This window comes from Streptomyces sp. SAI-135, from assembly GCF_029893805.1.
GTDB lineage: Bacteria > Actinomycetota > Actinomycetes > Streptomycetales > Streptomycetaceae > Streptomyces.
The window spans coordinates 1,315,855-1,328,883 of sequence record NZ_JARXYP010000002.1; the positions used below are offsets into that span (position 1 = coordinate 1,315,855).

At 70.4% G+C, this 13,029-nt stretch carries 12 protein-coding genes and 1 pseudogene; 4 read left to right on the forward strand and 9 right to left on the reverse strand.

Annotated features, from left to right (window positions below; genetic code table 11):
* Entirely contained in the window at positions 1-678 is a 678-nt protein-coding gene (locus M2163_RS10310; RefSeq protein WP_280893813.1) for an MBL fold metallo-hydrolase, read from the forward strand.
* Between the two features lie 28 nt (positions 679-706).
* Here M2163_RS10310 and M2163_RS10315 read toward each other — a convergent pair whose 3' ends face one another.
* The 5 genes from M2163_RS10315 to M2163_RS10335 all read right to left on the reverse strand — a co-directional run bounded on the left by M2163_RS10315 (position 707) and on the right by M2163_RS10335 (position 6,140).
* The gene (locus tag M2163_RS10315) at positions 707-1,828 is read right to left on the reverse strand and encodes a dipeptide ABC transporter ATP-binding protein (protein WP_280853087.1); all 1,122 of its coding nucleotides are present in this window, start codon (positions 1,826-1,828) and stop codon (positions 707-709) included.
* The gene (locus M2163_RS10320; RefSeq protein WP_280893814.1) at positions 1,825-2,901 is read right to left on the reverse strand and encodes an ABC transporter ATP-binding protein; all 1,077 of its coding nucleotides are present in this window, start codon (positions 2,899-2,901) and stop codon (positions 1,825-1,827) included. Before M2163_RS10320 ends, M2163_RS10315 begins: the two co-directional genes overlap by 4 nt.
* A gap of 27 nt (positions 2,902-2,928) precedes the next feature.
* Positions 2,929-3,921 carry an ABC transporter permease gene (locus M2163_RS10325; protein WP_280893815.1) on the reverse strand — a complete coding sequence of 331 codons (993 nt, stop codon included), beginning with the start codon at positions 3,919-3,921 and terminating at the stop codon, positions 2,929-2,931.
* Between the two features lie 72 nt (positions 3,922-3,993).
* Positions 3,994-5,661, reverse strand: coding sequence for an ABC transporter substrate-binding protein (locus tag M2163_RS10330; RefSeq protein ID WP_280893816.1), 1,668 nt, complete (start codon positions 5,659-5,661; stop codon positions 3,994-3,996).
* 80 nt (positions 5,662-5,741) lie between these two features.
* Positions 5,742-6,140: an ABC transporter permease gene (locus M2163_RS10335; RefSeq protein ID WP_280893817.1), complete on the reverse strand. Its 399-nt coding sequence runs from the start codon at positions 6,138-6,140 to the stop codon at positions 5,742-5,744.
* A gap of 80 nt (positions 6,141-6,220) precedes the next feature.
* Here M2163_RS10335 and M2163_RS10340 point away from each other — a divergent pair, with 80 nt between their 5' ends.
* Positions 6,221-6,406 carry a hypothetical protein gene (locus M2163_RS10340; protein WP_280893818.1) on the forward strand — a complete coding sequence of 62 codons (186 nt, stop codon included), beginning with the start codon at positions 6,221-6,223 and terminating at the stop codon, positions 6,404-6,406.
* A 204-nt stretch (positions 6,407-6,610) separates the two neighbouring features.
* Here M2163_RS10340 and M2163_RS46605 read toward each other — a convergent pair.
* The 3 genes and pseudogenes from M2163_RS46605 to M2163_RS10350 form a co-directional block, all read right to left on the reverse strand.
* Positions 6,611-6,762: pseudogene (locus M2163_RS46605) on the reverse strand (ABC transporter permease); the annotation flags it as partial.
* A 368-nt stretch (positions 6,763-7,130) separates the two neighbouring features.
* On the reverse strand, positions 7,131-8,171 hold the full coding sequence (locus tag M2163_RS10345; RefSeq protein WP_280893819.1) for an NUDIX domain-containing protein: 1,041 nt from the start codon (positions 8,169-8,171) through the stop codon (positions 7,131-7,133).
* A 208-nt stretch (positions 8,172-8,379) separates the two neighbouring features.
* Positions 8,380-8,574 (reverse strand): hypothetical protein, encoded by a 195-nt coding sequence (locus M2163_RS10350; RefSeq protein WP_280853081.1) that lies wholly within the window; start codon positions 8,572-8,574, stop codon positions 8,380-8,382.
* Between the two features lie 151 nt (positions 8,575-8,725).
* Here M2163_RS10350 and M2163_RS10355 point away from each other — a divergent pair, with 151 nt between their 5' ends.
* Positions 8,726-10,741, forward strand: a complete 2,016-nt coding sequence (locus tag M2163_RS10355) for an NPCBM/NEW2 domain-containing protein (protein ID WP_280893820.1) — start codon at positions 8,726-8,728, stop codon at positions 10,739-10,741.
* 90 nt (positions 10,742-10,831) lie between these two features.
* On the opposite strand, the gene M2163_RS10360 is transcribed toward M2163_RS10355, so the two are convergent.
* On the reverse strand, positions 10,832-11,782 hold the full coding sequence (locus tag M2163_RS10360) for an ROK family protein (RefSeq protein ID WP_280853079.1): 951 nt from the start codon (positions 11,780-11,782) through the stop codon (positions 10,832-10,834).
* A gap of 195 nt (positions 11,783-11,977) precedes the next feature.
* Here M2163_RS10360 and M2163_RS10365 point away from each other — a divergent pair, with 195 nt between their 5' ends.
* Positions 11,978-13,027 carry a LacI family DNA-binding transcriptional regulator gene (locus M2163_RS10365; RefSeq protein WP_280854270.1) on the forward strand — a complete coding sequence of 350 codons (1,050 nt, stop codon included), beginning with the start codon at positions 11,978-11,980 and terminating at the stop codon, positions 13,025-13,027.
* Positions 13,028-13,029: the final 2 nt, after the last annotated feature.

The window sequence follows — 13,029 nt, forward strand, 5'->3', positions numbered from 1 at the left end:
ATGGACGTCGTCGAGCTCCTCCCCCACCTCCACCTCCTGCGCTTCCCGGTCGGCCAGGCCTACCTCTGGCGCGACGGCGACGAGTCGACCCTGATCGATGCCGGTCCGCCGGGTTCCGCGGCACCGATCGCCGCCCTTCTCCCAGGACGGCTGCGCCGTATCGTGCTCACCCACTTCCACGAGGACCACGTGGGCGGGGCGGGCGAGTTGGCCGCCATGACGGGCGCCGAAGTGCTGTCCCACCGGCTGGACGCCCCCTTCGTCCGAGGCGAAGCACCGGGCCCGCCCCCGGTGTTCGAGGACTGGGAACTCCCGCTGCACGCGGAAGCCCTACGACACCTGCCCCAGGGCGGGTTCACGAGACCACCACGGCTCACGGAACTCTCCGACGGCGACGACCTGGACTTCGGCGACGGAGCGAGGGTCGTCCACGTCCCCGGCCACACCCCCGGCAGCATCGCCCTCCACCTCCCGAGGCACGGGGTCCTGTTCACCGGCGACACGGTGGCCGCCTCCCCCCAGGACGGAAGCCCCATACCCGGCGTCTTCAACACCGACCGCCCCCAAACCCTGTCCTCCTACACCCAGTTGGCATCCCTCACCCCGAACACGACGTGCGTGGGCCATGGAGATCCGATCATGGGCCCATGGGCGTCGACACACGACTCACGAATCTAGGCGCGCACCCCACAACCGCCGCCCACCCTCACGCCGAAGTCGACGCGCTGTCCCCCGATGCCGTCAGCGCCGGGTCCAGCACGATGTCCTCGTCGCGGGGCTCGACGTTCGGTTCCTCGGGGAAGTGACAGGCCGTCAGGTGGCCCGAGGTGTTGCCGGTCAGGCGCACCAGTGGTGGTTCCTCCGTCGCGCAGCGGTCCTGGGCCTTCCAGCAGCGGGTGCGGAAGCGGCAGCCGGACGGTGGGTCGACCGGTGAGGGGACGTCCCCGGCGAGCCGGATGCGTTCGCGACGCCGGGTGCCGTCCGGGTCGGCCTCGGGGACCGCGGAGAGCAGGGCGTGGGTGTAGGGGTGCCGGGGACGGGCGTAGAGCGTCTGGCGGTCTGCGACCTCGACGATCTTGCCGAGGTACATCACCGCGACCCGCTCGCAGAAGTGCCGTACGACGGCGAGGTCGTGGGCGATGAAGACGAACGCGATGCCGAACTCCCGCTGGAGGTCCTGGAGCAGGTTGACGATCTGCGCCTGGATCGAGACGTCCAGCGCCGAGACCGGTTCGTCGGCCACGATCAGCTTCGGACGCAGGGCGAGCGCGCGGGCGATGCCGATGCGCTGGCGCTGACCGCCGGAGAACTCGTTGGGGTAGCGGTTGTAGTGCTCGGGGTTGAGCCCGACCGTCTCCAGGAGTTCCTGGGCGCGCTTCTTGTGCCCCTGCGGCGGGTTGATGCCGTTGAGCCGCATCGGTGTCTCGACGATGGTGCCGACCGTGTGCCGGGGGTTCAGCGAGGAGTATGGGTCCTGGAAGATCATCTGGAGGTTCCGGCGGGCCTCCTTCATCCGGTGCTCCGGGGTGTGGGTGATGTCCTCGCCGTCGAACACCACCTTCCCCGCCGTGGGTTCCAGCAGCCGGGTGACGAGCCGGCCCGTGGTCGACTTGCCGCAGCCGGACTCGCCGACCAGACCGAGCGACTGCCCGGCACCGACCGTGAAGTCGATGCCGTCGACGGCGTGCACGGCCCCGACCTGCCGTTGGAAGACGATGCCGTGCCGGATCGGGAAGTGCTTGGTGAGGCCGCTGACTTCGAGGAGGGGTTCCCCGGCGACGGGCTGGGTGGTGCTCACGGCATGCTCCTGTTCGTCCGCCGCCCTCACTGCGCGGCCCCGGCGGCCGTACGACCGCGTATCTCTGTCCTGGTCCCAGGGGTGAGGTGGCAGGCGGCGAGGTGCCGGCCCGTGCCCGGGACGGCCACCAGCTCGGGCCGGTCGACCGCACAACGTCCCGCCGCCACCCATCCCTTGTAGGTGCAGCGGGGGTGGAAGGCGCAGCCGCCGGGCGGGTTGATGAGGCTGGGCGGGGATCCGGCGATCGGGTTCAGCCGTCGTTCGACGTCCCCGGTGATCTGCGGCATCGACTCCAACAGGCCCCAGGTGTAGGGGTGCTGGGGCTCCTTGAGCACGTCGTGCGCGGTGCCGTACTCGATGCGTCGGCCGCCGTACATCACCAGGATGTCGTCGGCGATGTCGGCCACCACACCGAGGTCGTGGGTGATGAGGACGACCGCCGAGCCGAACTCCTCCTGGAGATCGCGGATCAGGTCGAGGATCTGGGCCTGGACGGTGACGTCCAGGGCGGTGGTGGGCTCGTCGGCGATGAGCAGTTCGGGGTCGCACACCAGCGCCATGGCGATCATGGCGCGCTGGCGCATACCGCCGGAGAACTGGTGCGGATAGTCCCGCACCCGGCGTTCGGGCTGCGGGATGCCGACCCGTTTCAGCATCTCCACGGCGCGGTCCCGGGCCTCCTTCCTCGAGACCTTGTGATGGACCCGGTAGGCCTCGGCGATCTGGGCGCCGACGGTGAAGTAGGGGTGCAGGGCGGACAGCGGGTCCTGGAAGATCATGGAGACCGTACGGCCGCGCAGGGCACGCATCTCGTGCTCGGGCAGGGAGACCAACTCCCGTCCGCCCAGCCGGATCTCGCCCGAGACCTCGGCCCGGGTGCCCTTGTGCAGCCCGAGCAGGGCCAGCGAGGTGACCGACTTCCCCGAGCCGGACTCGCCGACGATGCCGAGGGTGCTGCCCTTCTCCAGCGTGAAGGACACGCCGTCGACGGACTTGACGATGCCGTCCTCGGTCGGGAAGTGCACGCGCAGGTCCCGTACGTCGAGGAAGGGGGCGGCCGCGGGTTCGGCGTCCGCCGGTTGCGGTGAGGTCAGGAGGGACACGGGGGTTTCCTTGCTGCGGTGAGGGGCTCAGGCGAGGCGGACACGGGGGTCGACGAGGCCGTAGACCACGTCGACGACCACGTTGGCGAGCACCACGAAGGTGGCCGCGAAGAGCGTGGTGCCGAGGATGACCGGCAGGTCGGAGTTCTGGACCGAGTCGACCGCGAGCTTGCCGATGCCGTTGATGCCGAACACCGACTCGGTGATGACCGCGGAGCCGCCGATCAGTGAGCCGACGTCCATGCCGAAGATGGTGATGATCGGGGTGATCGCGGCCCGCAGACCGTGCTTGAGGACGACTCTGCCGCTGGACAGGCCCTTGGCCCGGGCGGTGCGCATGTAGTCCTCGGCGAAGACCTCCAGCATGGAGGAGCGGGTGAGCCGGGTGTACAGGGCGAGGTAGACGATGACCAGGGTGGCCCACGGCAGGATCAGTCCCTGGAACCAGGCACCCGGGTCCTGGGTGATCGGGGTGTAGCCGGAGGCGGGCAGGATCTGCCACTTGTCGACGAACAGATAGAGCAGCAGCAGTCCGACGAAGTAGATCTGCACGGACACGCCGAGCAGGGCGAGGCCCACCGCCGCCTTGTCGGCCGCCCTGCCCCGGCGGACCGCGGCGAGCGTGCCGAGGCCGACGCCCAGGACGAGGAAGAACACCGCGGCGCCCAGCCCCAGCGACAGGTCGGCCGGGAAGTCGTCCAGCAGCGTGCTCAGGACGGGAGTGTCGGTCTGGAAGGAGATGCCGAGGCAGGGCGCGCCGCAGTGCACGCGCAGGCTCTGGTCGCCGAAGTCCCGGCCGACGAAGAGTCCCTTGAAGAACTCCCAGAACTGCCTGAGGAAGCTCTGGTCGAGCCCGAGCGCATGCTTGATCTCGGCCAGCCGGGACGGTGAGCAGGTCTTGCCGCAGGCCAGGAGTGCGGGGTCGGAGGGCAGCGCGAAGAAGATCACGAAGGTGATCACGGTGATCACCAGCAGGATCGCGGCCGCTGCCAGCAGGCGCCGGATGAGGTAACGAAGCATGTCGTGCGGGACCCTGACGTGAGAGGGGATGCCCCGCCGACCGGGACCGCCGGCGGGGCTGGGAGGGGTGCGTCAGCTCTTGACGTAGGCGTGGACCAGGCTGGGCTCGGCGAGGATGGGGTCGGGGATGATCCCGCCGACCTTGGAGCCCGCCAGTTCGCTGAAGTTCATGTACATCAGCGGGACCACGGCGGCGTCCTTCATGATCTGCTCGTCCAGGGCGCCGTAGGCGGCGTCGGCCTGCTTGATGTCGGTCATCTTGGCGATCTTGTCGATCTGCGCGTTGACCGCGGGGTCGTTCAGGTACGACTGGTCCTGGTTGGACTGCGGGAGCTGCGCGATCTGGCGTCCGTCGAACAGCACCGGCAGCACGGTGGAGGCGTTGGGCCAGTCCGCTATCCAGTCGACCCAGGTGAGGTCGTACTGGTTCTTCACGTTGTCGATGGTGCTGAAGTAGTTCGCCGCGTCGATCGGGGTGATGTTCACGGTGATGCCGACGGCGCCGAGCGAGGTCTTCACCGCGTCCGCGAAGTGCTCCTCGGTCGTGGTGTTCTCCACCGCCAGCGACATGGTGAGCTTGGGGTCGCCCGCCTGCTTCATCAGCGCCTTGGCCTTGGTGGCGTCTCCCGCGGGGTTGCTGCTGTAGAGGTTGAACTTCTGGTAGCCGCCGATGCCCGGGCTGAGCATGGTGCTCGCGTAGTCGCCGTACGCCGAACCGCCGAACGCGCCGCGGACGGTGGTCTTGTCGATCGCGTACTCGATGGCCTGGCGGACCTTCAGGTCCTTGACCCGCGTGGTGTTGATGGCCAGGTAGTTGATACCCGGAGCCGGGATCTTGTAGAGGCGCGACCTCAGCGACGGGTCACCGGAGATCGTCGTCAGGTCGGAACCCGCGATCGGCCACTGCATGATCGAGGTCTGCGCGGTGCCGGCATCGGACTTGATCTGCTGGTCGATGGCCGACTGGTCCTGGCCGAGCCGTACGTCGATCTCGTTGACGTTCTGCTGCCGGATCGGGTCGGTCGACTGCTTCCAGGCGGTGTTCCTGACGAGGACGAGTTCCTTGTTCTTGGTGTACGACTTGATCATGTACGGCCCGTCGGACCAGACGTGCGTGTCGTACGTGGACCCGGTGTCGTGGGCCTTGGGCACCGCCGACCAGCCGGGCATGGCCGTCGTCTGGTTGAAGTCCGCGACGGGCCGGCCGAGATGGAAGACGACCGTGGACGCGTCCGGCGTCTGGACGGAGGCCAGTTCCTTGCCCGAGTAGGGCCCCTTGTAGGAGGAGCCGCCCACCAGCCACTCACTGGCGTACGGCGGACCGCCGTTGATGTCGGGCGAGAAGGCGCGCTCCACGCCGTACTTGACGTCCTGCGCGGTGACCGGCTTGCCGTCCTGCCAGGTGACGCCCTTGCGCAGGTGGAAGGTCCACACGGTGTCGCCCTTGCTGGGCGTTCCGGTGTCGGTCGCCAGGTCGCCGACGAGCTTCGGCCGGCTGCCGGTCTCGTCCCAGCCGGTCAGGGTGCGCACGAGCTCCTGGTCCATGCTCGAACCCTCGGTCGTGTAAACGCGCTGCGGGTCGAGGTGGTCGAAGTCGGCGTGGTCCAGGACGGTCAGCGTGCCGCCCTTGGTCGGGGAGCCGCTCCCGGTGGTGCTGGAGGAGCCTCCGCATGCGGTGGCCCCCAGGGCGATCGCCACGGCGGTGGCCGCGAGCGCGATCGAGCGCCTTCTGCGCGTCATGGGGTAACACTCCGTTCTTCTACGGCTCGGTGGCGGCGGCCCGAGTGGCGCCGCGAGCACCGGTGTTGAGGGGGACCGCGTCAGCCGCGGGCCGCGCGGGGATCCAGGGCGTCCCGGACGCCGTCGCCGAGGAGGTTCAGCGCCAGGACGAGCATCAGCAGCAGGACTCCGGGGACGAACAGGTACATCGGGTCCTGGAGGAAGAACTGGGAGGCATCCGAAAGGAGCGCCCCCCAGTCCGGGTTGGGCGGGATGACGCCCACACCGAGGTAGGACAGGGCCGCCTCGGTGGTGATGTTCTGCGGGACGGCCAGCGCGAAGGAGATCAGGACCGGCGCCCACAGGTTCGGCAGCAACTGCCGGAAGAGGATGTGCCACTTCCCGGCGCTCATGATCCGCGCGGCGTCGACGAACTCCCGTTCGCGCAGCGACAGCACCTGCCCGCGCACCAGGCGGGCGGTGTAGGCCCAGGCGAACACCCGCGATGTTGAGGACGAGGACCAGCAGCCGGAGGTTCTCGTCGGTGCCGCCGTGGCTGTCGGTCTGCATCGCGTTCTGGATGACCGGGGTCAGCGCGATGATGAACAGCAGCTGCGGGAAGGCCAGCATCACGTCCATGATCCGCGACAGCACGGAGTCGACCCAGCCGCCGGAGTACCCCGCCGCGAGACCGGCCACGACCCCGACGACGGTGGACAGCACGGCCGACGCGAAGCCGACGAACAGCGAGGTGCGCAGGCCGTAGACGATCCGGGCGAACAGGTCGTAGCCCGTGCCCGGTTCGACCCCGAGGAGATGGGTGAGGCTGATGCCGCCCAGCGATCCGCGCGGGAAGTTGCCGGTGTCGGGGTCGATCGCCTTCCCGTCGGGGGTGATCGGCCCCCACCCGGTGACCGCCGTCAGGACCGGGGCCAGCAGCGCGATCAGGACGAAGAGCACCGTAATCACGAACGCGGCCATGGTGACCTTGTCCCGTCTGATGCGCCGCCAGGCCATGCGGGCGGGCGAGCGCCCGGTGATGACCGTGGCGCCGCTCAACGGCTCCGGCGAGGGTTCGCCGACCGGTCGGGTGGCGGGCATCGGCTGCTGTTGCGTCGTCATCGTGCGGACGTCCCGGGTATGTGCTGGGGCCGGCGCGGGGTTTTCGTCGTCGCCGGCGGACAGGGTCTCGTCATGGGGCTGTTCCCTGGGGGAAAGGCTTCGGTCGCCGGCCGTTGTCGGCGCCGTGAGACTGAGCGGACTGTCGCAACCCGCCGAGAGGCCGGTCAAGGCGGAAAATGACCGGAAAGGGGATTGTTTGCGCTCCTTGCCAAGAGTTGACGAGGGCGGGACGTTTCGTTAGCTCTGACATGGAGGTGTCGCGGCGATTCCCTTGGCGGGTTCTCGCACTCCGCTTGCCTGAACCGAACGTGCCTCGGACATGACGAAGCCCCGTCGGCAGTGCATGCCGACGGGGCTCCAGCCGCGTCTCAGCCGATCGGAATCCCGGCTTCCAGGTACAGCGCCACTCCGCGCTCCCGGGCCCGCAGCGCCCACCGCAACCGCTCGTAGCGCACCGGCGGCAGCAGTTCGGCGGCCTCCTCCTCGCTGGCGAAACACCAGCCGCGCAGTTCGGGACCCGGCAGCAGGACGGCCCGCGCCCGGGCGGAGTCGAGCCGGCCGCCGTCGAAGAGGAGGCGCAGTCCGCCGTACGCGGGAGGCGCGGGCGGTTCCCAGTCGACGACGAGCAGACGCGGTGCGTCGTCCAGCCGGATGCCGGTCTCCTCGGCGACCTCGCGCACCCCTGCCTGCGCGGGCGCCTCGCCGGGCTCGACGACACCGCCGGGGAACTCCCAGCCGGCCTTGTAGGTGGGGTCGACGAGCAGCACCCGGTCCTGCTCGTCGAAGAGGAGGACGCCGGCGGCCACGGTCTCCGCGGTGGGCTCCGGGGTCTGCACGATGTCGCACGCGGGCACGATCCCGGCGCCGAGGTCCTCGGCGATGCGGGCGGCGGTCTCGTACGGGGTGAGCGCGCCGGTGTCGATCACATGGGCGTCGGCGGTGAGCCAGGAGGCGAGGGCGGCCCGGTAGGGCTCGATGTGGTCGTACGCCCAGTGCCCCTGTCCCATCGCGCCGAACGGCAGGGTCGGCGGGGTCTCCCGCCCGGCTATTCGTTCGCGCAGGATCGTTTCCGCCGGAGCGAGGAGAATGTGCCGGACACCGATACGGCGGGCGGCGAGGCCGCCGAAGATCTCGTCGCGGTACTCCTGGCGCAGCAGGGTCATGGGGACCACCAGGGTCCCGCCGAGCTCGGCGAGCATCGCCGCCGCGGTGTCGATCACCAGCCGTCGCCAGATCGGCAGGTCCTGGAAGTCGCCGACCTCGGCGAGGTGCTTGGGCGGCAGCAGACGCACGACCGCCGCGCCGATGTCCTCGGGGTCGAAGAGCGTGCTGTTCGGGATCAGTTCGATCAGTTCCCGTGCGGTGGTGGTCTTCCCCGCACCGAACGCGCCGTTGATCCAGACGATCACGGACTCCCCCTCTTCTGTTTGGCCCCCTGTGGCTTGCCCGTTCCACCCTGCCACGGAAACCAGCCGCAGATGAGGGCGCACAGACGCGACACCGGGGCCCCTCGTCGGAGGAGCCCCGGTGCCACTCGTGCTGCTCGGATGCCTGACGCCCGGAGACGGCCTGACCTTGCCTCCCGGCCCCGGGCCACCCGTCTGTGTGCGAACCCCGTCAGTCCCCCTGGCCGAGGGCGGTCCCGCCCACGCCGTCCAGGCTCTCGCCGGCGACGGTGTGATCGAGGGAGCTGAGGGTCTTGTCGACGTCGAGGTGTTCGAGTTCCTCTCCCAGGGCGTGCGAGGGAGTGACCGCCGCGACGACGAAGCCGGTGGCGAGGGAGGCGATGGCGAGCATGCTGCGCTTCTTCATGGCCTGATCAACGGCACCGGACCGATTGGGTCACGCTGCCGCGTTCGGGTCCGCACCCTTCCACCACAGTCGAACACGTCCTAACGTAAACGCTCACATCATGACGCGTACATGGCGTCATCGCCTTCCGCTGGTTCGGAGGAACGTAACGATGCGTCACCTTCACACCCGCACGACCCGCCGAAGGACGGTCACCGCCCTCACGGTGCTGCTGTTCGCGGTGCCCGCAGCGGCCCCCGCCCTCGCGGACGAGGAGAGACCCGCGTCGCCCGCCCTGGCCGACGGCCTCGCCCTCACCCCGCCCATGGGCTTCAACAACTGGAACTCCACCCACTGCCGCGCCGAGTTCGACGAGTCCATGGTCAAGGGGATCGCGGACATCTTCGTCGACAAGGGCCTCAAGGAGGCCGGCTACCAGTACGTCAACCTCGACGACTGCTGGGCGCTGCCGAACCGGGACGCCGACGGCAAGCTCGTCCCGGACCCGGCCCGCTTCCCGAACGGGATCAAGGCCGTCGCCGACTACGTGCACGCCAAGGGGCTCAAGCTCGGCATCTACACCAGCGCGGGCACGAAGACGTGCAACAGCGCCGGTTTCCCCGGGGCTCTGGGGCACGAGTACAGCGACGCCCGGCAGTTCGCCGACTGGGGCGTCGACTATCTCAAGTACGACAACTGCAACAACCAGGGCGTGGACGCCAAGCTGCGCTACACGACCATGCGCGACGCCCTCAAGGCGACCGGCAGACCGATCGTGTACAGCATCTGCGAGTGGGGCGAGAACAAGCCCTGGGAGTGGGCCTCGGACGTCGGCCACCTGTGGCGCACCACCGGCGACATCAGCGACACCTGGGGTTCGATGCTGTCGATCCTCAAGCAGAACCTCCCGCTGGCGCCCCACGCGGGCCCCGGCCACTGGAACGACCCGGACATGCTGGAGGTCGGCAACGGCGGCATGACGGACACCGAGTACCGCACGCACTTCTCGATGTGGTCGGTCATGGCCGCGCCCCTGCTCATCGGCAGCGACCTGCGCTCGGCCTCCGCCGAGACCTTCGAGATCCTCGCGAACAAGGAGGTCATCGCGGTCGACCAGGACCCGCTGGGCAAGCAGGGCAGCGTGGTCTCCTCCGCGGGCGGGCGCTGGGTCGTCGCCAAGGAGATGAAGGACGGCAGCCGCGCGGTCGCCCTGTTCAACGAGTCGGGCAGCCCCCAGCGCATCTCCACCACCGCGGCGGCCGTCGGTCTGCCCGACGCCGACGCGTACACCCTGCGCGACCTGTGGCAACACAGGAGTTACAACACCGCGGGCACCATCTCGGCGACCGTCCCGGCGCACGGCACGGTTCTCGTGCGGGTCACCGCCGACCGCAGGTGGCAGCAGTACCCGCCCGCCGTCGAACTCGGCCTGGACGGCGGCTTGTTGGTCCAGGCGGCCACGCCGGCCACGCTGACGGCCACTGTCACCGACCTGGGACGGACCGCGGCCAGGCAGGTCTCCGTGAGCCTGTCCGGCCCCGAGGGCTGGGCCGTCGAGGCGACCTCGCCGACCCGTGCCGCGACCCTGCCCACGGGCCGTTCGCTGCGCACGAGTTGGTCGGTCACCGCTCCCCGGGGGACGCCGACGGGGTCGTACGACCTGACGCTCAAGGCGAGTTACCGCTCACCGACCGGTGTCCGTGTCGACAGGAGCCTGCCCTTCGGCGCGACCGTCGTGGTCCCGCCGCCCTCGGGCACCTCCGGCCTCGGTGACCTGCCCTGGCTGTCCGCCGCCAACGGCTACGGGCCCGTCGAACGCAACACCAGCAACGGGGAGAGCGCCGCGGGCGACGGTCATCCGATCACCGTCGGCGGGGTCGTGTACGCCGGCGGGCTCGGAGTGCACGCGGAGAGCTCCGTCGAGTACTACACGGGCGCGGCCTGCGAGACGGTCACCGCGCAGGTCGGCGTGGACGACGAGAAGGGCGCGAACGGCACGGTCGCCTTCGAGGTGTGGGCGGACGGCACCAAGGTGGCCTCCACCGGCGTCCTGACCAACGCCATGCCGGCCCAGCCGATCACCGCGGACGTCACCGGCGCCCAGGTGGTCCGGCTGGTCGTCACCGACGGCGGCGACGGCATCGACTCGGACCACGCGGACTGGGGCGACGCGCAGTTGAGCTGCTGAGAGCAGCCCCCTCCACACGCGGCGGCCGGGCCCGTCCCGGACCCGGTTGCCGCGTGAACGTTTCTCTGGCGGCGCTCGCCCCGGGTGCCGTCAGACCACCGCGGCCGTGTCGGTCCGCTTCGCCAGCGCCGCCGCGGCCGCCCCGACCAGCCCTGCGTCGGTGCCCATCTGCGCGGGCACGACCGTCAGCCGCTGGACGAAGGACAGGGTCGCGTAGTCGGCCAGCGCCTTGCGCAACGGCTCGAAGAGGACGTCACCCGCCTTGCCGACCCCGCCGCCGACGACCGCGATGTCGATCTCCACGAGGGTTGCGGTGGCCGCGATTCCGGCGGCCAGCGCCTGGGCCGCCCGGGCGAAGGAGGCCACGGCGACCGGATCGCCGCCCCGGGCCGCGTCGGCCACCGCGGCGGCGGACGTGTCGCCGTCCGGACCGGGCCGCCAGCCGTTCTCCAGTGCACGCCGGGCGATGTTCGGACCGCTGGCTATGCGCTCCACGCAGCCCCGCGCACCGCACGGGCACGGGTCGCCGTCGAGGTCGACGCTGATGTGCCCGATGTGACCGGCGTTCCCGGTGGGCCCGGCGTGCAGCCGGCCGTTCAGCACCAGACCTCCGCCGACCCCGGTCGACACCACCATGCACAGCGCGTTGTCGTGCCCGCGCGCGGCGCCCTGCCAGTGCTCCGCAGCCGTGATGGCCACACCGTCGCCGATCAGCTCCACGGGGAGCCCGCCGGACGCCTCCCGGACCCTGCGGACCAGCGGGTAGTCGCGCCAGCCCGGCACGTTCACCGGGCTCACGGTCCCCGTGGAGGCGTCCACCGGGCCCGCGCTGCCGATGCCGAGGGCGCCCGCGCGCCCCCACAGCGGGGATTCCGTGAGCTCGCCGAGGGTCTCCTCGACGGCGCGCATCACGCTCTCGCCGTCCTCCTGCGCCGGCGTGGCGCGCTGGGCCCGGAGCAGGATCCGGCCGTGGCCGTCCACCAGCGCTCCGGCGATCTTGGTGCCGCCGATGTCGAGCGCAGCCACGAGGTCGGTGTGCATCAGTGTCAGTTCTCCCCGTTCAACCTTGAGGAATGGACAGGCCGGTGTCGCGGTGGGGGCGCTGGCCGACAGATTGCGGTGGACAGTGTCTCCCGCATCTGACAACGTTGTCCAGGCTCTATGCTCGACGCCACATCCTCATACAAAATCATGGACCGCCGCATCCCCGTCGACGACAGGACAGGACGCCGTATCGTGCCCGACACCCACAGCCGAGCAGACCGCCTCGCCACGACCCGGTACGGCAACCGCCCGACCATGAAGGACGTGGCGGCGCGGGCCGGCGTCGGACTCAAGACGGTCTCCCGCGTTGTCAACGGCGAGCCCGGGGTCACACCCGAGACGGAACACCGGGTCAAGGAGGCCATCGAGGCCCTCGGCTTCCGCCGCAACGACAGCGCGCGCGTGCTGCGCAAGGGCCGTACCGCCAGCATCGGCCTGGTCCTGGAGGACCTCGCCGACCCGTTCTACGGCCCCCTCAGCCGCGCGGTGGAGGAGGTCGCCCGGGCCAACGGCGCCCTGCTCATCAACGGCTCCAGCGCCGAGGACCCCGAGCGCGAGCAGGAACTGGTGCTGGCCCTGTGCGCCCGGCGGGTGGACGGCCTGGTGGTCATCCCGGCCGGTGACGACCACCGCTATCTGGAGCCGGAGCTGAAGGCGGGCGTCGCCACGGTGTTCGTGGACCGTCCGGCGGGCCGGATCGACGCCGACGTCGTCCTGTCCGACAACTTCGGCGGTGCCCGCGACGCCGTGGCCCACCTCATCGCCCACGGCCACCGGCGGATCGGCTTCATCGGCGACATGCCCCGCATCCACACGGCCGCCGAGCGCTTGCGCGGGTACCGGGCCGCCATGGAGGACGCCGGGATCGAGCCGGCGGACGCCTGGACGTCGCTGGGCGTCACCGACCCGCAGCGGGTGCGCCGGGCTGCCGAGGACATGCTCGCGGGCCCCTCCCCCGTCACCGCGATCTTCACGGGCAACAACCGGGTGACGGTCACCGTGATCCGGGTCCTCGCCGAACACAGCCGCAGGGTCGCCCTCGTCGGCTTCGACGACATCGAACTCGCCGATCTGCTCCAGCCGGGTGTCACGGTCGTCGCCCAGGACGCGGCGGCGCTGGGGCGCACCGCGGCGGAGCGGCTGTTCCGTCAGCTGGACGGCACGCTGCTGACGCCGGAGCGGATCGAACTGCCGACGCGACTGATCACCCGCGGCTCCGGCGAACTGCCGCCGGCGGACTGAGC

Bases quoted from the DNA above. Each gene is read 5' to 3' on its own strand.
- M2163_RS10310 (WP_280893813.1), top strand. From the start codon at position 1: ATGGACGTCGTCGAGCTCCTCCCCCACCTCCACCTCCTGCGCTTCCCG.
- M2163_RS10325 (WP_280893815.1), bottom strand. From the start codon at position 3,921: ATGCTTCGTTACCTCATCCGGCGCCTGCTGGCAGCGGCCGCGATCCTG.
- M2163_RS10330 (WP_280893816.1), bottom strand. From the start codon at position 5,661: ATGACGCGCAGAAGGCGCTCGATCGCGCTCGCGGCCACCGCCGTGGCG.
- M2163_RS10340 (WP_280893818.1), top strand. From the start codon at position 6,221: ATGACCGGGGTCAGCGCGATGATGAACAGCAGCTGCGGGAAGGCCAGC.
- M2163_RS10350 (WP_280853081.1), bottom strand. From the start codon at position 8,574: ATGAAGAAGCGCAGCATGCTCGCCATCGCCTCCCTCGCCACCGGCTTC.
- M2163_RS10355 (WP_280893820.1), top strand. From the start codon at position 8,726: ATGCGTCACCTTCACACCCGCACGACCCGCCGAAGGACGGTCACCGCC.
- M2163_RS10360 (WP_280853079.1), bottom strand. From the start codon at position 11,782: ATGCACACCGACCTCGTGGCTGCGCTCGACATCGGCGGCACCAAGATC.